A 23952-nucleotide genomic window follows, 5' to 3' on the forward strand; every position below is an offset into this window, starting at 1 on the left:
GTATGGGGTCGTCTTTGTGTCAGCCAAGACAAAGACGACCCGTGTCTTGGTTATGAATAAAGATCTAAGCGTTCAAAGAGCGCTTGATCTTTTTCTCTTTGTGGGTTGGCAGTAGTTAGTAAGCAATCACCATAAAAAATAGAGTTGGCGCCCGCCATGAAGCAAAGTGCTTGCGTGCCATCGTCCATTTGTTCGCGTCCAGCTGATAGACGGACTTTGGCATTAGGCATCAAAATCCGTGCGACAGCGATGGTACGAATAAACTCAAAGGGATCTAAATCCTCTTCGTCTGCGAGTGGGGTACCCGCGACCTTAACCAAATGGTTAATAGGTACGGATTGTGACGGCGGATTCATATTGGCTAATTCAGCAAGCAAACCGGCACGCTCACGGCGTGATTCTCCTAAACCGACAATACCGCCGCAACATACATTAATCCCGGCATTGCGTACACGCTCAAGCGTATCCAGACGATCTTGATAGGTCCGGGTGGTGATGATGTTTCCATAAAACTCAGGTGCTGTATCAATGTTGTGGTTGTAGTAATCAAGGCCGGCTTCTTTTAATTGCTCGGCTTGACCGTCTTTTAGCATACCGAGCGTGACACAGGTTTCCATCCCCAGGGCTTTGACTTGGCGAACCATTTCACTAACGACTTCGACCTGATGCTCTTTTGGACCGCGCCAAGCGGCGCCCATACAGAATCGTGAAGCGCCTTGCTCTTTAGCTGCTTGAGCGGCTTTAACGACTTCTTCGACGGCCATGAGTTTTTCTTTTTCTACGTTGGTGGTGTAGCGCGATGATTGAGGGCAATAGCTACAATCTTCCGGGCAACCCCCGGTTTTAATGGATAAAAGAGTTGATAACTGAACCTCACCGACTGGATGAAACTGTCGATGAATAGTTTGTGCTTGAAACATGAGCTCCATAAAGGGCAGTTCAAAAAGTTTAGTTACCTCAGTAATTGACCACTTGTTTATGTCGAGTTGGTCAGCATTGTGTGTGCGTGATAAAGCAATCGTTTCCATCTAAATCTCCAGTTGAATGCTAACTATCGTAGAGTGTCTTAATCTATTCTGCAAACAATAGTTTTTGCAAGATAGACGAAGTTAAGAGGAGTTGTTGAGTTTTGTGGTTTAATTTTGCTTTTTAGTAAAAACACTAGGTCAATAGTTATTGCTTTTGACAAGATTTTTAGATGTAATTTGAAATAAACACCTTAACTTCCTGTTAAGTTAAACTAGTTATTATCACGTTAAAGATTTGAGGTTTTTATGCAGACACAAACGCTAAGTTTAGTAGGCTCGACGCCGGGGACTACTTATCAACTGAGGGCGCTTCATTTTGGTCCTTCAGGTGGCAAAAAGGTCTATTTACAAGCGAGTTTGCATGGTGATGAATTACCGGGGTCATTGGTAAGCTATTATTTACATCACGAATTGCTAAGGCTTGAACAGGAAAATCGCTTAGAAGCGCACATTGTTTTAGTGCCTTTTTGTAATCCCATCGGTTTAGGCCAGATGCTCGATTATCAGCATATTGGGCGTTTCCATTTAGCCACAGCACAAAACTTTAATCGCCTACAGATCGGTACGGATCTTTTTTCTAAGCTTGTCGATATCATCGAACGCGAAGAGCATGTTTGGTTTGATAATGTCGCAGACAATACACGCTTGATACGCTCTTACTTAAAGCGCCTGATCGACGAGTTGCCGGTGCTTACCGAGACGGACTCTTTACACAAAAGCTTACTTAGTTTGTCCTATGATGCCGATCTGGTGTTGGATTTGCATTGTGATAATCAATCCGTCATGCATTTATATGGTACGCCTGCTGCATGGCCTAAATTAGAGCCACTAGCACGTTATTTGGGGAGTCATTGCCAATTACTCTCCGAGGACTCAGGTACCAATTCCTTTGACGAGGTGTTGTCATTGATCTGGGCACGTTTACAGGCCCAGTATCCTGAGGTGGCGTTAGAATTAGCATGCACCAGTAGTACGGTTGAGTTCAGAGGGGAGTATGACCTGTCCCACGAATTAGCTGAGCAGGATGCAAAAGCCATTATCCAATATTTAAATCATCAGGGTTTTGTCAGTTTGGCGGCCGAATCGGTAGAGGAGCCACCGGCGTTGGTTAATGAGGCTCATCCCTTGGGCGGCATCTGTTATGTGGATGCACCGGTAGCAGGGATTGCTGTGTATCTGGTTCAGCCGGGCGATTGGGTTGAGGCGGGTCAAGCCATTGTTGATATTTTAGATCCGATCAGTCTTAGCAAAACAACCGTCACCAGTCCTGCCAGAGGCGTCGTCTTTGCACATAGTGCTCAGCGTTTGGCTCGTCCGGAGCGGAAGCTGATGAGTATTTCCAGTCCGGATGAGCAGGGTAATACCGGGCTGTCACCTTGATGGTTGATGAGTGTGGGCGTGCGTTTGCGCGTGTGTCTTTTTGTACTGGATATAGCTGCTACTGCTAAAAATAATAACGGCAATCCACACAAACACATAGGCAATAAAACGCATGCCGTCAAAGGGTTCTTTGAGGACGAGCCAGCCTAGAAGAAACTGCATGGTTGGGTTGATATAGAGCAAAATGCCCAGGGTGCTAAGACTCACCCTTTTAGCAGCCGCTGCAAAAAACAATAAGGGGTAGCTGGTCAATAAGCCTGTGCCAATCACTAAAAGGATGATCCCGGTATCCAGCTCAAAGAACCTGAATTCGCCAAGGGTATTAAGCCAAGCCAGATAGACGATAGCAATTGGCAGCATCAGGAGAGTCTCCAGCGTCAAGCCGGGTATGGCGGGCAGGCTGGCTTTTTTACGCAATAAGCTGTAAAAGCTCCATGAGATACTGATGCCAAGGGCTATCCAGGGGATTTGCCCGCCCAATATAGCGAGCCATAAAACACCACAACAGGCGAGAATGACGGCAAAGACCTGCGCTCGATTGATTGTTTCACCAATAAAAATACGCGCTAAGGCGATACTCATGAGTGGTGACATAAAGTAGCCTAAACTTGCCTCAATCACTCGGTTAATGCCGACGCCGTAAATATAGACTAACCAATTCGTGCCTAATGCCATTGAGGCGACAAAGAAGATAGCGACTGTTTTGGGGCTTTTTAGCGCGTTCCATAGGTGCTGCTGTTGTCGAGTCACAGCAAGGAGTAAAAGTGCCCAGATAGTAGCCCAGACCACACGATGCCCCATCAGTTGGGCGGCTGACATGTCTTGGCCATTAAGCATAGACCAATACAGAGGGAAGAAGCCCCAAGTGCAGTAGCAGATGAGAGCGTAAACGACACCAAGACGGGTTTCTTTGTCTTGGCTCGCAGCAGCGTCTAAGGCAGTGGCCTTGGTGCGTGTGGGGCTAGGGTGTATTGACATAGGGGCTTAGCGTGTTTCAAGTAACCAATGCTGTAATGCCGTGATGGTTTTGACATCTTCGATTTCTTTGTTTTTGAGTGCATCAATCACCTCATCGCGTGAGCACAACACCGTATCTACAAACTCACCCTCATCGGGCTCAAGTTGGCTATTTTTCTGGAGACCACTGGCTCGGTATAAATACATATACTCATCACAGAACCCGGGAGCCGTATAGAATTGATGAATCAATTCGAACTTCTCGGCGGTATAGGGTGTTTCTTCAGCTAACTCTCTTGCTGCCGTACCCTCAGGGGTTTCAGATTCATCACCATCCATTTTGCCGGCAGGGACCTCTAATAACGGTTTATCGATAGGGTAGCGGAACTGGCGTACTAAGACGACTTTATCGTCATTCGTAATCGCTAGTACCGCAACAGCAGGACAATGACGTACCACCTCTCGGGTTGCTTGCTGACCATTTGCTAAGGTGACCGTATCCACATACACCTGCACGATTTGTCCATCGTAAATTTCTTTGCTGGATAGTGTTTGTTCGTGAAGATGTGCAAATTCTGTCATGAGTCGGTCCTTTATTAAATAATTGATTGTTAAAACTGCTTTACTCGTGGTGTGATTTTTTGTACTGTCTAAAGGAACTGACACTGAAGACAATCACTGCTAACCAGACCAAAAGATAGCCAAAGAAACGGGTCAGGTCAAAGGCTTCATTCATGATGAGTAAACCAATTAGAAACTGAATGGTAGGTGAAATATATTGTAGTATGCTGATGGTGCCTAAACTACTTCTTTTAACGGCTGCGGCAAATAGTAAGAGCGGTAGGGCAGTAACGACGCCGGTGCTGACAACAACACTCATCTGCAGGGTCGACAGACCGCTAAACACGAGCATCTCTTGGTGATTAAGCCAAGCTAAATATAATAAAGCAAAGGGCAACATTAATAAGGTCTCAAGTGCAAAACCGGGGATAACAGCCAATCTGACCTTTTTTCTGAATAGGCTATAAATGCCCCACGTGCCGCTTAGAATGAGTGCAAGCCAGGGAAAGTCGCCACTTAAAAATGCTAACCATACCACCCCCGCACCTGCTAGTATGACGGCAAGCAGTTGGCTTCTGTTAATCCTCTCACCAACAAAGAGCCTTGCCAATAAAATACTCACAATAGGCGACATAAAATAACCCAAACTGGTGTCTAGTACGCGATGAATTGAAATGCCATAGATATAGGTCATCCAATTAACCGACAAGGTGAGTGCAGATAAAAAGAAGACAAACAGCACATTAGGCTGTGTAATTGCCGCTAGAAAGACCTTATATTGCTTAGAAACCGCGAGCAGAAAAAGGGCAAACACTGAACACCAGACAATGCGTTGGGCCAGTACTTGATCAGGACCTAAGCCAAAGCCGGTCAGTACATCCCAGTATAGAGGAAATGCCCCCCAGAAAAGATAGCAGCCTACGGCGAGGCTAATGCCTAATTTAGCCTCCGTCTGTGTAGGGTGTTTGCGTTTATTATTCATCGTTGGGAAATAGCTTTATAAAATTGGTGACAGCAGGCGGGCTGATGCTTGGATTAGGCGTTCATTAAGTGGCAGTTTTGTCAGTGCCACCAGTTCAGATTGCTCCAAGGTTTGGTAAAACTCATCGGATAAGCTTTTATTGATTTTGTCACTGTAGCTTATAACTGATAGTTCGAAGTTCAAATAAAAGCTGCGGTAGTCAAAGTTTGTACTGCCTATAAAGCTGATATCATCATCAACGATCATCGTTTTAGTATGCAGCATCCTGGGGAGATAGGTGTACACCTCGATGCCACAGGTAATCAGGTCCTCATACCAAGACTGGGCGGCTTTGCCGACAATATAGGTATCTGTTTTTTTAGGTACTAAGACTTTTACATCGACTCCGCGTAAGGCAGCTGATGTCAGTGCGAAAAGTGCTGATTGGTCAGGGACAAAATACGGGGTAGTGAGATATATGCGGCGCTGCGCTAAATGCATGGCCTCGACCATCACACGTAAAATAGGGGCTAACTCATTATCTGGCCCTGAGGGGATAAGCTGCATGGACAGTGAAGGAATTTTAGTCTTTTCGGTGAGGAGTTCTGCCTGTTCTTTTTGTTGTAGCAGACGCGCGTCGCTTTTATTCTTCAGGAACTCCAGCAGTTTGCCATCATTACGATTGGAATAGTACCAATCCTCTGTAAAAACGGTTTCGAACCAATCGACAATCGGTCCCTCAAAGCGCATATGTACATCGTGATAGGCCCCGGGGTCAAGGCGTAAGTCTTGCGTATCAGTGATATTTACACCACCGGTGAAGGCTACGTTGCCATCACAGATGATGATTTTACGGTGATTGCGGAAGTTGATCAGTGATAGCATGCCACCACCTAAGCCTAACTTATGGAAGTAGCACAGGTGACCGCCAGCACGCTCGAAATCTTGCATAAAGCGGCGGCGTAATTTGATTGAGCCCATACTGTCAACCAATAAATATATTTTGAGCCCCTCATTGAGCTTTTTAATCAGCAGATCGCGCAGTGCTGTGCCGGTTTGGTCCGGAGCAAAAATATAGTATTCAAGCAGGATATACTCTGTGGCTTTTTCAATGGCGCTGAATATGGCTTTGTATGTTGCCTCACCACCTGAATAAATTTCATAAGCAGTGGTGTAGGTGGGTGGCATATTGGTGATTTGACGGATTAGATTAACAATCGGGCAATGCCTGTCATCGATGGCGTTAGGCTCTATTTTGTGTTTCCAGATTTCTTGCTGTCGATGAACAAATAGTCGCTTTTCAGCACGCGACATTTTTTGTCTTTCAATTTTTTTAGGGCCAAAGAAATGATAAATAAATAAACCAAGGACAGGTAAAAGAGCTAGCGATAAAATCCATGCGATGGAAGAAATTGGGTTACGTTTTTGTAGGAGAATGGTGCCTACTAACAGTGCAAAATACACTAGCCATATGGTAAATATAATTTGCTGCCAGTGCTCTATAAGCCATGTGATCATTGATTATCTAAAAAGAAAAGTTAATACCTTGGGAAATATGCATACGTTAATACTCGCTAGTTAAGCTTATATGAAAATTATTAAAATTGAAAGTATATGCGCAATTAGTACAAATTGAAAAAATGCCTAGACGGTGTTTGACGCTAGGCATTTAATCAGAATATAAGAGATAAAGAAGTGATTAGTACATCACGTCGGGACCGTGAGGTACGATACCACTTGGATTGATTTGCTTGTGACTGCCGTAGTAGTGATGCTTGATATGGTGGAAATTCACTGTGGCAGCGATTTTTTGATTGCTCATAAAGCGCTCAACAAAACGATGCAAATTCGGGTAGTCTTGGATGCGTTTTTTATTACATTTAAAGTGGCTATAGTAGACAGAATCAAAGCGTATTAAGGTGGGAAATAAGCGAATATCAGCTTCAGTCAACTGGTTGCCCACCAGATAATCTGATTGACTCAGCTCTTCTTCCAGAAAATCCAATGTTTCAAAAAGCGGGACGTAGGCTTCTTCATAGGCTTCTTGCGTCGTGGCAAAGCCACACTTATATACCCCATTATTCAGGGTGTGATAGATGCGCTCGTTAATCTCGTCAATTTCACCACGTAAGGGGGCGGGGTAGTAGTGTCCCGGTAGAGCGCCTAAGTCATCAAACGCTTCGTTGAAGATACGAATGATTTCTGAGGACTCATTATTAATGATGGTCCTTTCTTTTTTATCAAAGAGTACCGGTACGGTTACTTTGCCACTCATGCCCGGTTTGGCAAGTGTGTAAATTTGATGTAGAAACTGAGCATTCATGACCGGATCAGCGACGACACCGGGGGCGTCCTCAAAATTCCAACTCTGAGCGCCCATGTGCCAGTGCACGACGGAGACGCTAATCATATCTTCAAGTCCTTTTAGCACTCTGGTAATCAGCGTGCGGTGAGCCCAAGGACAGGCTAGGCTAACATAGAGATGATAGCGGCCTTTTTCAGCGGGAGAGGCTTTTTGTCCCTCAGGACCCGGACTGCCGTCAGTGGTTATCCAGTCTCTAAAAGCAGAGTCCGGACGAATGAATTTTCCATCTTCTTTGTTTTTAATGAGATTGTCTTCTTGCCAGACGCCGTCAACTAAAATGCCCATGATGATTCCTTAAAAGTGAGTGTTAATTAGTTATAACAAAAGTCAGCGCGGTTGAGGAGTGGTATTTTTCTAATGGATTGTTTTTAAATGTGAAACAATGGAGCTAAGCAGGGTAGGTTTTAGTTACTTACCCATGGTGCTTAGCCCTCAGAATCACGGCCTTCAGCGACGGCATGGCAAGCAATCTGAATTCCTTGAAATTCTAATAGTCCAGGAATTTCCTGACGGCAACGCTCGTTGGCGAGCGGGCAGCGCGGATGGAAGGTACAGCCACTGGGTGGGTTGAGAGGATTCGGAACTTCACCCGCTACCTGTACGCGACGCTTACCACTACCACTCATATCGGGAATGGCGCCTAAGAGCATTTTTGTATAGGGGTGACGAGGTTTAGTAAACAACTCATCACGAGAAGCGATCTCAACAATTCTTCCAAGGTACATCACACCCACACGGTCGGCCATATGATGAATAACGGCTAGGTTATGGGAAATAAATAAGTAGCTTAGACCGAGCTCTTTTTGTAGCTTTTTCATCAAATTGAGTACTTGAGCTTGTACAGACACGTCTAGGGCTGAGGTTGGCTCATCGCAGACAATAAACTCCGGATTTAAGGCCAAGGCTCGGGCAATAGAAATACGCTGACGTTGACCGCCTGAGAATTGATGGGGATAGCGATTGATATCGCTTGCACTTAAACCCACTTGCTCCAGCAGCTCAGCAACACGGGCTTTTTGTTCTGTTGTCGATAAGATGCTGTGAGCGCGTAGCGGTTCCGCAATAATGCGACCCACGCGCCAGCGTGGATTGAGGCTGGCATAGGGATCCTGAAAAATCATTTGCAGACGGCGACGCATGGCCTGGTTTTGCTGTTTAGTCATTGTAGACAGCTCTTGGCCATCGAACTTAATACTGCCTTTACTGAGATCGTATAGACCGGTCAATAGGCGTGCAACAGTCGATTTGCCACAGCCTGACTCGCCCACAAGGGCTAAGGTCTCACCCTTATTGAGGGTAAAGCTGACATCATCAACGGCACGTAAAAGTACCTTTGGTCGACGATAAATGACGCGCTCCAGCCAAGGGGAGGAAACATCAAAGTAACGTGCAATATGCTTAACTTCAATCAAAGGATGTTGGCTCATGCCTTCGCCTCCTCGTGTAACCAACAGGCGACTTGACGGTCATTCACGGTGATTAACTCAGGTCGTTCGACTAAACACTTGTCAAATGCTTCGCGGCAGCGTGGATTAAAGGCGCAGCCTTTAGGAATGGCGTTTAAGCGAGGCATACTGCCGGGAATTTGCTCTAATTCACTAACCTCGGCGTCAAGCGTAGGAATGGAGCGCATGAGACCATTGGTGTAGGGATGAAGTGCATGTTGAATCACGTCTTGAACGGCTCCTATCTCAATAATACGACCTGCATACATGACAGCCACTCGATCGGCCGTCTCTGCAATTACGCCCATATCATGGGTAATCAGCATGACGGAGGTGCCATTTTCTTTGCAGAGTTTTTTTAAGAGGTCAATAATCTGTGCTTGGATTGAAACGTCTAAGGCGGTTGTCGGTTCATCGGCCACAATGAGCTTTGGGTCAGCCGCCAGAGCTAAGGCAATAACGACACGTTGACGCATCCCACCTGAGAACTGGTGGGGATAGTGATCAATGCGTTCCCGGGCGGCCGGAATACCGGTGGATTCAAGCAGTTCAATGGCTCGCTCTTTGGCCTGTTTGCTGCTTAGATTCAGGTGTGTCTGTATGGTCTCTACGATTTGGTAGCCTACGGTATAGAGCGGGTTTAAAGAAGTCAGGGGGTCTTGGAAAATAGCCCCAATTTCACGACCGCGTACCTTGCGCATTTCTTTTGCATCTAAGTTATCGATGCGCTTGTCATCTAAGTAAATCTCACCACCGCTAATACGGCCCGGAGGATCGAGTAGACCGATAATAGAGGCACCGGTAAGCGATTTGCCGGCGCCTGACTCACCAACGACACCTAATACTTCACCACGACTGATACTGAACGATATATCATCGAGTGCTTTTAGTACGCCCCGGCGGGTGGGAAATTCCACCTGAAGATGTTTTACTTCTAATAACGAACTCATTGTCTTTAGCCTAGTTCAGTTTAGGATTGAGCGCATCGCGTAGCCAATCACCTAATAAATTCACTGATAGTACGAGTAGTACCAACATGACACCGGGGAAGATAGTAATCCACCATTCACCGGAAAAGAGAAAGTCATTGCCTACACGGATTAGCGTACCGAGTGAGGGGGAGGTCGGTGGCACGCCCACACCTAAGAAGGAGAGGGTAGCTTCGGTGATAATGGCTGTGGCTAAATGCACGGTTGCTAAGACGAGCACCGGCCCCATGACATTAGGTAGCACATGGGTCAGCATAATCCGTGTGCTTGAAATGCCGATGACCTTAGCTGCTTGGATATATTCCTTGTTTTTCTCCACCATGGTTGAACCGCGTACCGTGCGAGCATATTGAGGCCAGCCGGCAAGAGCAATGGCGCCGATAAGCACAGGAAAGGAAATGCTGTCCAGCATGTGTTGAGGAACCATTGCACGAGCGACACCATCAATTAAGAGGGCGATTAAAATGGCCGGAAATGACAGCTGCACATCGGCAACACGCATAATAAACGCTTCGACCCGACCACCGGCATAGCCTGCCAACAAGCCTAGTAAGATGCCGATAAACATAGCAAGGGCAACAGAGGCAAAGCCGATAAGTAGGGAAATGCGAGTGCCGTAGAGCAGTGATGAAAATAAATCGCGGCCTTGGCTGTCGGTACCTAAGAGGTAAGTAAATTTGCCATGCTCTTCCCAAGCCGGTGGTAAGAGTGCATCAAATAAATCGATAGAGGCTAAATCAAAAGGATTATGAGGTGCCAGTATGGGTGCACCAAAGGCGCCGATAAATAAGACCAGTGTGATGATGGTGCCAAAAATGGCTGTCGGTGTATGACGCCAAGACCAAGCAAGATCATTATCCCAAAAACGTTTTAGAGCACTCATGATTATGCTCCTGCACGGTTGATATTGACGCGTAGGCGCGGATCAACCACAAAATAAAGTAAATCAACAATCAAATTAATCGTCACAAAAACCAGTGCGATTAAACATAAGTAAGCCGCCATGACCGGTACATCAGCAAATTGCACTGCTTGTATGAAAAGTAATCCCATGCCCGGCCATTGGAAAACCGTCTCTGTAACAATCGAAAAGGCGATAATGCCACCAAGTTGCAGACCGGTAATGGTAATGACAGGCACCATGGTGTTTTTTAGGGCATGACCGAAGTGAATAGCTTTTTGGCTGAGACCGCGAGCTCTCGCAAACTTAATGTAGTCAGCTCTCAATACCTCCAGCATTTCAGAACGCACCAGACGCAAAATTAAGGTTAACTGAAATAAACAGAGGGTAATAGATGGAAGGATTAGGTGTTTGATACCGTCCCACGAAAATAAACCGCTGCTCCACCAGCCGAATTTGATAGTATCACCGCGTCCGTAGCTGGGCAGCCACCCTAAATGCACAGAGAAAATAAGAATTAATAAAATACCGATTAAAAAAGTCGGTAAGGAAATGCCCAATAACGAAAAAGACAGAATAGCCTGTGATATCCAAGAGTTGCGCTTAAGTGCAGTGTACACACCTAAGGGCAAGCCGATAAATAAAGCCAGAAAGGCTGCAATAACCGATAGCTCAACCGTAGCCGGTAGGCGATCTTTAATTAAGGTAGAAACGGCTTGGCCTTGACGCAAGGATAGGCCAAATTCGCCTTGCACTGCTTGTTGCAGAAAATTCCAGAATTGTATGAGGGCGGATTGGTCTAAACCTAGGCTTTGACGCAATAATTGGCGGTCCAGATCCGTCGCATCTTGCCCCAGCATGATGGTCACCGGATCGCCCACGTAGCGAAAGAGTAGAAAGGCCAATAGGGTAACTACCAGCATCACAATGATTGCCTGCAAGAGGCGGCGCAGTAGAAAGACTAGCATAGGGCAAATGATGCAAGTCCTCACTAGTTAAACTAGCTAAGACTTGCTTTTTTATGTGTATTGAAAATTAATAAGCACGTAACTTAGGGTGAGACGCTAGTCGTTAACCACGACCCATTCCACGGTTAGGCGGTTGTCTGCGCGATGGATGACGTCAACGTTTTTAGCCATTGCCCAAGGAATCACCTGGTCATGAATAGGTAAGTGACCAAATTCTTCGCCGTGAATTTTGAGTGCTTGATGAATCGCATCGTTGCGCTTGGTTTCATCCGTTTCTACTTTCACTGTGTCAATGAGCTTATCAACCTCAGCGTTTTCGTAGTTACCAAAGTTAAATGAGCCGTCCGCACCTTCACCCTTGCTGTGCATTAGGCTTTGTAGCGTATACAACGAGTCAAAGGTCGGTACACCCCAGCCGAATAAATAAGCGCTGGTGTCATAGGACTGTACTTTAGGGAAGTAGGTTGCACGCGGCATTGAGTTAAGGTTGGCTTTGACACCGATACGAGCCCACATGGCAACGATGGCTTGGCAAATGGCTTCATCGTTGATATAGCGGTTATTAGGGCAGTCTAAGGTGAAGTTAATCTCATTAGGCTGATAACCTGCTTCCGCAATTAAGGTCTTGGCTTTTTCAGCGTCCGGTTTAGGGCGCTGCGCTAAGTCTTCGCTCCAGCCGTTGACCTGCGGTGCAACCATGGTACCGGTAGGGGCAGAAGAGCCGCGCATAACAGAGCGCTTGATCGCGTCTGTGTCAATGGCTAGATAGAGCGCTTCACGCACGCGAACATCAGCAAAGGGATTTTTGCCCTTGAGCGTGCTGTATTTAAGCTCATCACTCTTTTGGTCTAAACCGATGTAAATGGTACGGTACTCATTGCCTTCGACGACTTTGGCTTGACGCTTAATGCGCTCAATATCTTGTGCCGGCGGGTCTAACACAAAATCAATTTCACCCGATAAAAGGGCAGCAGTACGGGTGGCATTTTGGCTAATTGGCGTGTAAACAATGCGGGTGACATTACCCACCTTGTTAGCCTTATTCCACCAATCCTCGTGCTCGCTGTACTCGGTGCGAATATCAACCTCGCGCGAGACAAGTTTGTATGGGCCTGTACCCATGGCGTGGCGAGCAGAGTGGGTCTCTTCGTTTTTGGTGAAGTCTTGGGGAACGGTGGTGTTGTTAGACTCTGACCATGCCTTGCTCATCATAAACACGTTTGTCAGCTGACGCAGTAATACAGGGTTAGCGCCTTCCAGTTCAATTTCTAAGGTGTGTGAGTCAGCGGCACGAGCTTCTTTGATGCCGTTGACATAGGCCTTGAAGTTTGACGTTGGTGCCATGGCTCTTTGGATAGAAAAAGCAGCATCTTCGGCAGTAAACTCTGAACCATCATGGAACTTAACACCCTCACGGATTTTAAAACGCCAAAGCGTGTCAGATGGGGTTTCCCACTCCGTGGCTAAGGCAGGAGTAATTTGGAAATCCTTGTCGTACTGAACCAGTGGCTCATAGACGTAGCTGCTGGCGGCAATATTTAGACCCTCATTTTGTGCGTGAGGGTCTAAGGTTAAGATATCGCCTTGACTGGCCCAGCGGAGTGTTTTGGATTGTGCAGCCAAAGGAAGAAATAGGGCGGCGGACAGAGCAGCCACTAATAATTTCTTATGCATGAGGTGAAGCTCCTATTTTGTTTTAAATGTGGCTATGCAATTTAACCTATTTTTGCTAAGCCTAGTATTGGTAGTTATACCATGGAGAGCTTTCTGAGCATATTAGAAATATATATTTTTTTTCTTTAAGCTTATATTGTTTGATTATGATTAAACTTATGCACGGGTGTACGCAGGGGGTGCGGATTGTAGGGTAAGGCTAGATTGCAGATTTGGTGGCTATATGACAGTGCTTTACCCTAAACAGATATAGGCTATGTAGCGTATAGGCGTAAATAAAGCGTAAATAGCGTGTAAACAAAACACGCAGACAATAAAAAAACCTTTGTAAATAAATTACAAAGGTTTAGTAATTACTGGCGGAGTGGACGGGACTCGAACCCGCGACCCCCGGCGTGACAGGCCGGTATTCTAACCAACTGAACTACCACTCCGCAGTGGTAAATAATTACCAAGCTTTTAAACTCTATGGATAAAATTTAAAAGCCTGGCGTCCCCACGGGGATTCGAACCCCGGTTGCCGCCGTGAAAGGGCGATGTCCTAGGCCTCTAGACGATGGGGACCAGAAGCTAAGAAGATAATTATATAGAGGTTTTTTTATTAGTGCAAGTGTTGTTTAAGAAAGTGTGGTTTTTTGTTGTAATTATGTACAATCTATACCTAAGCACAGAAAAAGAATTAAAGTCTTATCGCCGTATTTTACAGTATTTTTACGCTATTATTTTGTTCGAGAATTGATGGAGAAATTAATGAAAATTCCTAAAGAAATTGTCGACCAGGCAGTTGCTTGGCGTCGTTATTTGCATGCCAACCCCGAGTTGGGCTATGAGGAGCACAAAACCAGTGCCTTTATCGCTGAAATTTTAGAGGGTTTAGGCATTGAGGTGCACCGTGGTCTGGCAAAGACGGGTGTGGTTGGTGTGTTAAAGCGCGGAAGTAGTGATAAGAGTATTGCTTTGCGTGCGGATATGGACGCCTTGCCATTGGTTGAACTGGGTGATGTGGCGCATCGCTCCCAAACTGAGGGCCGCATGCATGCTTGCGGTCATGATGGTCATACGGCTATGTTACTTGGAGCGGCCAGCTATCTCAGTCAATATGGTGAGTTTGACGGCACGATTTACTTTGTTTTTCAACCGGCCGAAGAGAATTTAGCCGGTGGGCGTGCCATGGTTGAAGATGGTCTGTTTGAGCGTTTTCAAATTGATCAGGTATATGGTATGCATAATTGGCCCGGTCGACCACTCGGAGATGTTTGTGTTAATGACACAGCGATGATGGCTTCATTTGATATCTTTGATATTAGTCTGATGGGGCGCGGCGGCCATGCTGCTATCCCTGAAAAATCACGAGACCCTATTGTTGCAGCAGCTGAATTAGTGCAGCACTTGCAGTCGATTGTTTCCCGTCGTGTGTCAGCTCATGATTCTGCTGTGCTGAGTATTACGCAGATTAGTGGTGGTGAGACGTATAACATCATTCCCGAAGAGGTTAAGCTTAAAGGGACGGTGAGGGCGTTGAATGAGTCTGTTCGTCTTGAGGTCAAGGAGCAATTAATTAAGGCGGTCGAGACTTTACCAAGCTTGCGTGAGGTGACAGGTACGATTGAGTATCAGGACTGTTATCCCGCGACAATTAATACGCCGGACAAAGCAGCCAAAGTACGTGCGATTGCAGCTGAGGTATTTTCAAAAGAAAAGGTCTTTGAGGGTTTATTGCCGAGTATGGCATCTGAGGACTTTTCTTTTATGTTGCGTGAAAAGCCGGGGGCTTATATTTGGTTAGGGGTCGATGGTGAAAAGCCGTCTGCTGCCTTGCATAATCCTTATTATGATTTTAATGACGACGTCTTGCCAATCGGGATTCGTCTTTGGGTTAGCTTAGCTGAGCAGGTAGGGGGCGGTCTATGACAGTCGCTTTGAGGCAGTTATTTAATTGGCGTATTCATGTGTTGGCATTGCTCTTAGCGTGTTTAGCTGAGCTGATTGGCATTGCGCGTTTTGATATCGGTATTGGCACAGTGTTGCTGTTGCCTTTACTTTATGCGTTTTTATTTTCTCTGTTCTTCAATCCCAATATTGTTCCTCCGCTAGGGCGTGCAGTTGGTCGAGAGGGTAATAAGATTTCCGCTCAGTGGATCTTGATATTCTTAATGCCCTTCATTGCTAAGTTTGCCGTCGGTATCGGGCCAAATATCAATGAAATTATGGCTGCCGGTCCGTCCCTGGTTTTGCAGGAATTGGGTAATGTAGGTACAGCCGTCTTTGCAATGCCCATTGCTGTATTGGTATTTGGTATGGGGCGTGAGGCGATTGGTGCGACTCATTCTATTGCACGCGAGCCTAATATTGCGTTAATTGCCGACCGCTATGGACTCAAGACGCCGGAAGGTATTGGTGTGATGGGTGTGTATGTCATGGGTACCGTGTTTGGTGCAATTTATTTTTCAATTGTACCCAGTCTGGTTGCCTCTTGGGAGGTGTTTGATATACGTGCGCTAGCCATGGCGTGTGGCGTAGGTTCGGGTAGTATGATGGGTGCTTGTTCGGCCTCCCTGGCTGAATTGTTGCCCGAGCGACAAGAAGAGATTATTGCCTTTGCTGCCAGCAGTAACTTATTAACTTATGGTACGGGTTTATTTTTATCTATATTTGTGGCTCTGCCTTTTGCTGAATGGTTCTATAGCGTATTAGCTAAAGCTCGCTCAGCAAGAGGGTTGGACGATAAGGCATCAAATAAAAAGGCAACAGAAATAGATTTAGTCGGTTTAGATGATAGTGAAGTCAGTCAGTTGAGCGTTCCGCAAGTGCTGATCGCTGTCAGCTTTTCTGCGATCACTGTGTTAATAGTAAATTGGGTGGGTAACGGCGTTAGTCCGTTGGCGGCTTTGCCCGGTATGCTGATTTTGCTGCTTTGTTGCTATCTTGGGGTGCTGATTAAGGAAATTATTCCTATCAATATTCCGAGTATTGCCTGGATTTCTATCGTCGCAATTTTTGCGGCCTTACCGTTTATGCCAATGGCTGATTATGTGATTGAGGCGACCAATCAGTTAGGTTTGCTTTCGATGATTAGCCCGGCGTTGGCTTATGCCGGTTTCGCTATCTCTCAGTCTGAGGTTAGTTTATTTAAAAAATCCGGTATCAAAATTATCATTGTGGCCTTACTGGTCTTTACAGGTACCTATCTGGGGTCCGTGATTATTGCGGACGCCTTGCTGTAGTTGGAGAGGAGAGTAGTCTTTACGACTGCTCTCTTATGATGTGAGTAGATGGACGTAGTCACAAAAGTAGAAGCCACAAAAAAACGCTCATATAAAAATATGAGCGTTTTTTTGTGATGCTTTGGCGGAGTGGACGGGACTCGAACCCGCGACCCCCGGCGTGACAGGCCGGTATTCTAACCAACTGAACTACCACTCCGCAGTGGTATTGTAATTACCAGGATTTTAAACTCTACGGATAAAATTTAAAAGCCTGGCGTCCCCACGGGGATTCGAACCCCGGTTGCCGCCGTGAAAGGGCGATGTCCTAGGCCTCTAGACGATGGGGACAAGGACGATTATGTTTTGGTGGAGGTAAGCGGGATCGAACCGCTGACCTCTTGCATGCCATGCAAGCGCTCTCCCAGCTGAGCTATACCCCCAAACAACTAAATCTATTGATTAGGTTGTGACATAAAAGAATAATGATATATGGAATTGCTGATGTCGTCAAGTAGTTGTTCGCGGATTGTAATGTTTTGTTGTTTTTTGTTGTTTTTTTGTAGACTAAGGCGCTTTTAAGGGGTAGAGCGGCGCTAAGCTTTTTAAATATTTGTGTTTATTTTGGCGGGCCTGCGAAACCAGCTCAGTCCTAAAATCACCAGCGAGAAAATAAAGATCGGCAGATTACTGACATAAGCATACCAAGTGAGGCCTTGTGTGCCTTGGACATAGACATCAAGGAAGCCGGCTTGCATTGTCGGTAAGACTGCGGTTACTTTGCCATCAGCATTTATTACCGCGGTAGAGCCGGTATTAGTTGAGCGAATCATTGGTCGGGCAGTCTCCAGCGCGCGCATGCGGGAGATTTCTAAATGCTGTTTAAGCGCGATGGTATCGCCAAACCAGGCCAGATTGCTGATATTAAATAAAATACTGGCACCGGTGTCGTTATTATGACGAGGAAAGAGTTGTGCTAAGAGCTCCTCGCCAAATAAGTCTTCGTAGCAAATATTTGGAGCAAAGTATTGGTCTTCAATCTTCATCAGCTGCTGATTGTCTTGGCCGCGATCAAAGCTGCCTAAAGGCACTTGCATCATGTCGACAAACCACTGAAACCCAAAGGGGATAAATTCACCAAAAGGAACAAGATGGCGTTTATTGTAAATAGCCAAGTCCTGACCATTGATGATTTCATGAAGCTCGGTAAAGTTATTGATTGCGATCACACTGTTGGTCATGCGAAAGCTGGCGTCATTATTGGGAAGATAGAGCGGCGCGCCAATTAAAAAAGTTGCGTTGGTTTTTGTGCTCATACCAATAATGTCCAACCAAGTCTGATTGCTTAGTTGGTGTTGAAAAACCGGAATAGTTGTTTCGGGGAATATGATGACAGCAGGCGGCCTTGCCGGATCAGAGGCGGGTAACTGAGCCAGTAAAAACTGCTCGTATAAGCGCTCGAGGCCCTGTTGCATATCAAACTTCTGCGACATGGGAATATTGCTTTGAATTAATCGCACGGAGATAGGGTCGCCGTAGGGCTGCCACCATTGGATAAAGCCCAAACCCCAGCTTAGCAATACGGTGCACACAAATTGAATCGCATAGCGGACTCTGAAAAGCCGTGATGTGTGAAACGCTATCAGTGCCAGCAAGGCGCTACTGAGACTCACAATAAATACCACAGCATACATCCCACCGATGGGAACCCATGCACTGTAGATGGTGTCTACGTAGGCATACGCAATGGCATTCCATGGGAAGCCTGTAAAGACATAGCCTCGTGCTAATTCGGCTAATGTTATGCTTGCTGCCCAGATGAAGGGAGCGAGCCAATAACGATATTGCTTAGATGAAAGGCGACTAAATTGTGTGGTATCGGTGTCGTCTGAGGAGTGGCGATCGCTCCTTCTTAAGTGCTGCAAAAACTTAGCGGTAATAAGGGCGGCTAAGCCATAATATAGGGCAAGATAAAGGGAAAATAAAAAAACCGCAATCGCCGCCATAACGGCATGCATGTGCCCATGGACATGCATGCTGATGTAAAGCCAGTAAAGGCTTGAACAAAAGCTAGCAATGCCAAACAGATAGGCATTTAAAAAGGCTTGCTTTGCTGATTGAGCGCGTAATACCAGGATGAATAAGACGGCAAAGCTCAGCATTTGGATAGGAGCATGAGCCCAGGCCGGCAGAGCGCCATGATAAAAGCTCAGGGCATGAAGTAAACCTAAAACTAAAGCTGCTATCCGGTTAATCATTAGCGTGTCTCATTGCCTATACTATTTGCTACCATCTTCTTTTTTGTTGGCGTCGTTGGCGATAGGGCTTCGACGCACGTGTAGCCATTGGGCTCGTTTTTCGTCGGCCCGCAATACATAGAAACGGAGATCTGCGTATTTGTAGCTATCGCCACGCTTAGGAATCTGATCTAGCTCTGACGCTAACCAGCCGCCAATGGTGTCGTGCTCGTCGTCTGGAATATTAGCATGTAGTGCTTCGTTAAAATTCTCGATAGGCGTAAATGCCATGATGCGCCAAGCTACATCAGACTCAGGGAAGATGGTTTGCTCGGCTTCATCATCGTATTCGTCTTCGATGTCACCGACAATCTCTTCAAGAATGTCTTCCATGGTGACGAGACCGGTGATGCTGCCATATTCGTCGATGACGAGAGCTAAATGACTACGGGTTTCCTTAAACTCTTTGAGCAGTTGATTTAAGCGCTTGGTCTCGGGTACAAAGTGCGCCGGTCGCAAAAGCGACTTAATATTAACGTTCGGTTCGATTAATTTGCGTAACAGGTCTTTGGCCAATAATAAACCAATGATGTTGTCGCGCTCGCCTTCATAGACAGGAAAACGTGAATGCGCCGTATCGATCATAAAATCAACAATCTCGTCAATGGGCCATTCGATATTGATCATGTCCATTTTAGAGCGGGAGATTTGAATGTCATCCACTGATTTATCAGCAAATGTCATGGTGCCTGCAATGATGCTGTACGACTCATCGTCCAAAATATCTTTGGCGTGAGCGCTTTGAATAACATCATGTAGGTCTTGGCGATCCTCAGGCTCAGCATTGCCTAAATAATTAGAGAATCGCTTCAATGGTGGGAAACGCCTTAGTAGACCTTTAAGTCTTGATGACCTATGGTCTTCATCAGTAGTAGGGGATGGGGGGTTAGGTTCTGTTGACATCTCTGACGTCGTGAATTTTAAAAGTTAAGAATACGCTATATTTTACCTAGTTTCTATGAAACTTTAGAAAAATAACTAAATATAAGGGTTTTTTATTAAAAAATGAGCGAGGATTGCAATTTCTAAGGCTTCCATGGCGTCAGCTTCCTCGTCATTTTGGTGGTCAAAACCGAGCGAATGCAAGATGCCGTGCACTAGTAAATGTTTGAAGTGTGCCGCAAATGCCTTGTTTTGCTCATCCGCTTCTTTTTGTACAACCGCCGCACAGATGACAATATCGGCTCTCAGGGTGGCGCTCTCATCAGTACCGTACTCAAAGGTTAGGACATTGGTTGGGTAGTCTTTATGACGATACTGTCGATTTAATTGCTGAGCTTCTTTCTCATCGACAATGCGAAGGGTGAGTTCAATCTCTTCAAAGTCATTTTCATAGTCTGCTGATACGATGTCGATGCTTTTTAAGCTGAGCTCATGAAGGGTGTCTTCACTGAGCTCTTCATTTAATACCAGATGAGCTGATTCATTTTGTACGATTAAATGCAATTGCTCGGCACGGAACGGAGACGTGTTACTCATCAGTAATTACTACCATCAACGGATTCATAGGCCTCAATGATGCGGGCAACTAAAGGATGTCGCACGACGTCTTTGCTATTAAAAATAGTGGTCTTAATGCCATCGACCGATTTGAGAATATTCAGTGAATGCATAAGTCCGCTAAACTGACCTTTGGGTAAGTCAACTTGCGATGGATCGCCGGTAATGACTGCCTTGCTGCCAAAGCCGATACGGGTGAGGAACATTTTCATTTGTTCCGGTGTTGTGTTTTGCGCCTCATCTAAAATCACGAAGGCATGATTGAGCGTGCGCCCACGCATGTAGGCGAGTGGGGCAATTTCAATGGTTTGCTTTTCAAATAGCTTTTGTACCTTTTCAAAGCCCATCAGATCGTATAGCGCGTCATAAAGCGGGCGTAGATAAGGGTCAACCTTTTGAGCTAAATCGCCCGGTAAGAAACCTAGACGCTCACCGGCTTCAACCGCAGGACGAGTGAGGATAATTCGTTGTACATTGTCGCGTTCCAAGGCGTCAATTGCACAGGCAACGGCTAACCAGGTCTTGCCGGTACCGGCCGGACCCACGCCAAAAGTAATATCCGCGTTTAAAATTTGCTCTAGATATTGACGTTGACGAGGCGTGCGTGGTCGCAGATTTGTGCGACGAACACGTAAATTAAATGTCGGATGTGCCTCATCTAAATCAATGGCGTCTTCATTGGCTTCTTGCGCTAATTCTTTGTACGCTTTTAGTTGTTCAGCTGGAGTCTGAAAACCATAGTTTGCCAGATTTTCACTGGACTTTTTAGTCGATGCGACGGAGCGGGAGCTGTTTTCGCCGGTGTCGATGGTGCGTTGTGGTTTGTCTTCACGCTGTGACTTAAGCTCCACAATACCTAATTGAATATCATCAATCGTGAGCTCCGTATGGCGTGCACGGCGATGAAAAACCATCAGCGCATGGATAGCTTCTTCGGTTTCATTGCCTTCAATGGTAAAACGTGAACCATGGCGACCGATTTTCACACCCCAAGCTTGAGCGATTTGCTCAAGGTTCTCATCTAGGGGACCACATAGATTGGCTAGCTGTGTATTGTCCCCCTCGAGGTGAATTACTTGGGGCAGTTTACGCTCATTAGTCATTAAGCCACTGTCTCCGTGGTCACTACCTCACCGCGTAGAGAATTAGTAAGTACTTCAGTGATACGAATATCAACCATCTGACCAATCATACGCTCTGAACCGACAAAGTTGACGATGCGGTTATTTTCGGTACGGCCGCTGAACTCGTTTTCGTCACGACGTGAGCGACCTTCAACCAGTACTTTTTGTACCGTGTTAAGCATGCCTTGGCTAATCGCTCTGGCTTGCTTATTGATTTGCGCTTGCAGGCGCTGTAGACGACGTAATTTTACTTCGTAAGGCGTATCATCGTGCAGATCGGCGGCCGGCGTGCCGGGGCGACGAGAGTAGATAAATGAGAATGAGGTATCAAAATTAAGCTCCTCAATTAACTTCATGGTGTTCTCAAACTCCTGATCTGTTTCGCCGGGGAAGCCGACAATGAAGTCAGAAGAGAGTGTTAGTCCCGGGCGAGCTTTGTATAGGCGACGCACAATCGACTTAAACTCTAGCGTAGTATAGCCACGTTTCATTGCAGCTAAGACACGATCAGAACCGGTCTGAATCGGTAAGTGCAAAAATGGAACTAATTTAGGCAAGTTGGCATGTGCTTCGATTAGGCGAGTGGTCATTTCCTTGGGGTGAGAGGTGGTATAGCGAATACGCTCAATACCCGGAATCTCATGGACATACTCTAAGAGCATAGCAAAGTCAGCTAACTCACCACTGTCACCTAATGGACCGCGATATGCGTTAACGTTTTGACCGAGGAGATTCACTTCCTTAACACCTTGGTCAGCTAAGTCAGCAATTTCTACCAACACATCCTCGAACGGACGAGAGATCTCTTCGCCGCGAGTATAAGGAACGACACAGTAGCTACAGTACTTACTACAACCTTCCATGATGGAGACGAAAGCAGATGGACCGTCGACGCGGGCAGGCGGTAGCGCGTCAAACTTCTCAATTTCCGGGAAGCTGATATCAACTTGCGACTTACCTGTATTTTTGCGCATGTCGATTAGGTCCGGTAAGCGGTGCAGTGTTTGAGGGCCAAAAACCACATCAACAAAGGGTGCGCGACGAATAATAGTGGCACCTTCCTGGCTCGCTACACAGCCGCCAACGCCGATTAATAAGTTGGGTTTTTTTTCTTTGAGAAGGCGTGCGCGACCTAAGTCGGAAAACACTTTTTCTTGTGCTTTTTCGCGAATTGAGCAGGTGTTAAATAAAATAACATCGGCGTCTTCGGGATTTTGTGTTAATTCCATGCCTTGTGATGCATGGAGTACATCAATCATTTTGTCAGAGTCGTATTCATTCATCTGACAGCCAAAAGTCTTGATATAGAGTTTCTTTGGGCTGTCGCCTTCGCTTAATTTAGCCAGTTTGTCCAGAGCTTCAGCACTTGGCGTAGGTTCAGCGGCAAGTGACGCTTTAGCGTCTTTGGCAGCTTGTGCTAATGTTTTGATGTTGCTGTGGGCGTCAGTTGTGGCGCCTCTTTTGATCATTGTTTCTTGCATCATAATCACCGTTGCGGGCTTAGACCCCGAGGGTAAGTGTTATAGAGTGTAAAAGTAAAAACTCACTAGTGAAGATGCTAGTGAGTTTCTTTATTAGAGGTAGCTCTCAATTTTACTGAAAATTTAAGCTGATTACTTGAAATAGGTCTGAATAATCAAGCTTTTAGTTAGCCCTCAACCAATTCTGTTGTATTTTCTTCAGTTTTAGGCGCTTTAATCATATCTTCACGCTTGATGCCTAACCACATTGCGATGGATGTCCCAACGAACATAGATGAATAAATACCGAACCAGATACCTATGGTTAACGCCATGGCGAAGTAGTGTAGGCTTGGGCCGCCGAAAAACAGCATGGACAAAACCATCATTTGAGTTGAACCGTGAGTAATAATGGTTCTAGAAATGGTTTGAGTAATTGAGCTGTTAATGACTTCACGGGTATTGGCCTTGCGCATCTTGCGGAAGTTTTCACGAATACGGTCCATAATAACGACCGATTCGTTGACCGAGTAACCTAAAACTGCCAGGACCCCTGCCAGTACAGGTAGCGAAAACTCCCACTGGAAGAAGGCAAAGAAGCCCAGAATAATGACCACGTCATGCAGGTTTGCAAAAATCCCGGCAATGGCAAATTTCCACTCAAACCTGAAGCCCAGGTAAACCATGATACCGATAACAACAAAGAAGAAAGCCTTTAGACCATTGGCATATAGCTCGCTACCGATTTGTGGGCCGACAAATTCAACGCGACGCATTTCCACGGGGTTGGTGGATTGCTCCAATGCGCCCATAATCGCTTCACTTTGCTCGGCGGTATTGAGATTTTCAACCACCGGTAAGCGAATCATGACGTCGCGAGAGGTACCAAAGTTTTGTACCTGATAGTCGCTGTATCCTAGACCGGAAATTTGTGTGCGTACTTCTTCTAAGTCGGCAGGCTGCTCATAAGCAACCTCCATGATCGTGCCGCCGGTAAACTCAATGGACAGGTTAAAACCACGCGTCACTATAAAGAAAATAGCTAATAAGAAGAATATCAAACTAAGTAGGTTCGTGACTAACGAGTAGTTCATGAACGGGATGGTTCGACGTATACGAAATAATTCCATGATGATTAA

The 23952-nt window shown here is 46.0% G+C and carries 20 protein-coding genes and 5 tRNA genes; 3 read left to right on the plus strand and 22 right to left on the minus strand.

What is annotated here, in order from left to right; all coding sequences use genetic code 11:
- Nucleotides 1–50: 50 nt before the first annotated feature.
- Nucleotides 51–1028: a biotin synthase BioB gene (gene bioB, locus B092_RS0102140; RefSeq protein WP_018573602.1), complete on the minus strand. Its 978-nt coding sequence runs from the start codon at nt 1026–1028 to the stop codon at nt 51–53.
- A gap of 246 nt (nt 1029–1274) precedes the next feature.
- Between bioB and B092_RS0102145 the strand changes: the two genes are divergently transcribed.
- Complete coding sequence (locus tag B092_RS0102145; RefSeq protein ID WP_018573603.1) at nt 1275–2408, plus strand: succinylglutamate desuccinylase/aspartoacylase family protein; 1134 nt, start codon at nt 1275–1277, stop codon at nt 2406–2408.
- Here B092_RS0102145 and rarD (B092_RS0102150) read toward each other — a convergent pair.
- From rarD (B092_RS0102150) to B092_RS0102205, 12 genes are all read right to left on the minus strand, one after another.
- A complete protein-coding gene (rarD, locus tag B092_RS0102150; RefSeq protein ID WP_018573604.1) occupies nt 2400–3386 on the minus strand; it encodes an EamA family transporter RarD in 987 nt (328 codons plus the stop codon). The two genes, B092_RS0102145 and rarD (B092_RS0102150), sit on opposite strands and share 9 nt — an antisense overlap.
- Before the next feature lie 6 nt (nt 3387–3392).
- Nucleotides 3393–3947, minus strand: a complete 555-nt coding sequence (locus tag B092_RS0102155; protein WP_018573605.1) for an NUDIX hydrolase — start codon at nt 3945–3947, stop codon at nt 3393–3395.
- Between the two features lie 40 nt (nt 3948–3987).
- Nucleotides 3988–4908, minus strand: a complete 921-nt coding sequence (gene rarD / locus B092_RS0102160; RefSeq protein ID WP_018573606.1) for an EamA family transporter RarD — start codon at nt 4906–4908, stop codon at nt 3988–3990.
- A gap of 15 nt (nt 4909–4923) precedes the next feature.
- Nucleotides 4924–6405, minus strand: coding sequence for a cardiolipin synthase (gene cls, locus B092_RS0102165; RefSeq protein ID WP_018573607.1), 1482 nt, complete (start codon nt 6403–6405; stop codon nt 4924–4926).
- Between the two features lie 181 nt (nt 6406–6586).
- Nucleotides 6587–7537, minus strand: a complete 951-nt coding sequence (locus B092_RS0102170; RefSeq protein WP_018573608.1) for a glutathione S-transferase family protein — start codon at nt 7535–7537, stop codon at nt 6587–6589.
- Between the two features lie 140 nt (nt 7538–7677).
- Nucleotides 7678–8679: an ABC transporter ATP-binding protein gene (locus B092_RS0102175; RefSeq protein WP_018573609.1), complete on the minus strand. Its 1002-nt coding sequence runs from the start codon at nt 8677–8679 to the stop codon at nt 7678–7680.
- Nucleotides 8676–9647: an ABC transporter ATP-binding protein gene (locus B092_RS0102180; RefSeq protein ID WP_018573610.1), complete on the minus strand. Its 972-nt coding sequence runs from the start codon at nt 9645–9647 to the stop codon at nt 8676–8678. Before B092_RS0102180 ends, B092_RS0102175 begins: the two co-directional genes overlap by 4 nt.
- 10 nt (nt 9648–9657) lie before the next feature.
- Nucleotides 9658–10572 carry an ABC transporter permease gene (locus B092_RS0102185; RefSeq protein WP_026253544.1) on the minus strand — a complete coding sequence of 305 codons (915 nt, stop codon included), beginning with the start codon at nt 10570–10572 and terminating at the stop codon, nt 9658–9660.
- Nucleotides 10572–11555 carry an ABC transporter permease gene (locus B092_RS0102190; protein ID WP_018573612.1) on the minus strand — a complete coding sequence of 328 codons (984 nt, stop codon included), beginning with the start codon at nt 11553–11555 and terminating at the stop codon, nt 10572–10574. Before B092_RS0102190 ends, B092_RS0102185 begins: the two co-directional genes overlap by 1 nt.
- A 96-nt stretch (nt 11556–11651) precedes the next feature.
- Nucleotides 11652–13229 (minus strand): ABC transporter substrate-binding protein, encoded by a 1578-nt coding sequence (locus tag B092_RS0102195; protein ID WP_018573613.1) that lies wholly within the window; start codon nt 13227–13229, stop codon nt 11652–11654.
- Between the two features lie 357 nt (nt 13230–13586).
- Nucleotides 13587–13663 (minus strand) — tRNA-Asp (locus B092_RS0102200).
- A gap of 54 nt (nt 13664–13717) precedes the next feature.
- Nucleotides 13718–13793: transfer RNA gene (locus tag B092_RS0102205), tRNA-Glu, on the minus strand.
- Between the two features lie 186 nt (nt 13794–13979).
- Here B092_RS0102205 and B092_RS0102210 point away from each other — a divergent pair.
- Both B092_RS0102210 and B092_RS0102215 read left to right on the plus strand, forming a co-directional pair.
- Nucleotides 13980–15140 (plus strand): M20 aminoacylase family protein, encoded by a 1161-nt coding sequence (locus tag B092_RS0102210; RefSeq protein ID WP_018573614.1) that lies wholly within the window; start codon nt 13980–13982, stop codon nt 15138–15140.
- Nucleotides 15137–16453 carry a DUF3100 domain-containing protein gene (locus B092_RS0102215; RefSeq protein WP_018573615.1) on the plus strand — a complete coding sequence of 439 codons (1317 nt, stop codon included), beginning with the start codon at nt 15137–15139 and terminating at the stop codon, nt 16451–16453. The genes B092_RS0102210 and B092_RS0102215 overlap by 4 nt, the downstream gene beginning before the upstream one ends.
- 122 nt (nt 16454–16575) lie before the next feature.
- On the opposite strand, the gene B092_RS0102220 is transcribed toward B092_RS0102215, so the two are convergent.
- The 9 genes from B092_RS0102220 to secF form a co-directional block, all read right to left on the minus strand.
- Nucleotides 16576–16652 (minus strand) — tRNA-Asp (locus B092_RS0102220).
- Nucleotides 16653–16707: 55 nt separating this feature from the next.
- Nucleotides 16708–16783: transfer RNA gene (locus B092_RS0102225), tRNA-Glu, on the minus strand.
- Between the two features lie 16 nt (nt 16784–16799).
- Nucleotides 16800–16875: transfer RNA gene (locus tag B092_RS0102230), tRNA-Ala, on the minus strand.
- A 162-nt stretch (nt 16876–17037) separates the two neighbouring features.
- The gene (gene lnt, locus B092_RS0102235; RefSeq protein ID WP_018573616.1) at nt 17038–18690 is read right to left on the minus strand and encodes an apolipoprotein N-acyltransferase; all 1653 of its coding nucleotides are present in this window, start codon (nt 18688–18690) and stop codon (nt 17038–17040) included.
- A gap of 21 nt (nt 18691–18711) precedes the next feature.
- Nucleotides 18712–19632 carry a CorC family transporter gene (locus tag B092_RS0102240; protein ID WP_026253545.1) on the minus strand — a complete coding sequence of 307 codons (921 nt, stop codon included), beginning with the start codon at nt 19630–19632 and terminating at the stop codon, nt 18712–18714.
- A 75-nt stretch (nt 19633–19707) separates the two neighbouring features.
- On the minus strand, nt 19708–20208 hold the full coding sequence (gene ybeY / locus B092_RS0102245) for an rRNA maturation RNase YbeY (RefSeq protein ID WP_018573618.1): 501 nt from the start codon (nt 20206–20208) through the stop codon (nt 19708–19710).
- The gene (locus B092_RS0102250; RefSeq protein ID WP_018573619.1) at nt 20208–21332 is read right to left on the minus strand and encodes a PhoH family protein; all 1125 of its coding nucleotides are present in this window, start codon (nt 21330–21332) and stop codon (nt 20208–20210) included. The genes ybeY and B092_RS0102250 overlap by 1 nt, the downstream gene beginning before the upstream one ends.
- On the minus strand, nt 21332–22834 hold the full coding sequence (gene miaB, locus B092_RS0102255) for a tRNA (N6-isopentenyl adenosine(37)-C2)-methylthiotransferase MiaB (protein ID WP_018573620.1): 1503 nt from the start codon (nt 22832–22834) through the stop codon (nt 21332–21334). The genes B092_RS0102250 and miaB overlap by 1 nt, the downstream gene beginning before the upstream one ends.
- Nucleotides 22835–23001: 167 nt before the next feature.
- Nucleotides 23002–23943: a protein translocase subunit SecF gene (gene secF, locus B092_RS0102260; protein ID WP_026253547.1), complete on the minus strand. Its 942-nt coding sequence runs from the start codon at nt 23941–23943 to the stop codon at nt 23002–23004.
- Between the last annotated feature and the right edge of the window lie 9 nt (nt 23944–23952).

The sequence above is a fragment of the Oligella ureolytica DSM 18253 genome (assembly GCF_000373745.1).
GTDB lineage: Bacteria > Pseudomonadota > Gammaproteobacteria > Burkholderiales > Burkholderiaceae_B > Oligella > Oligella ureolytica.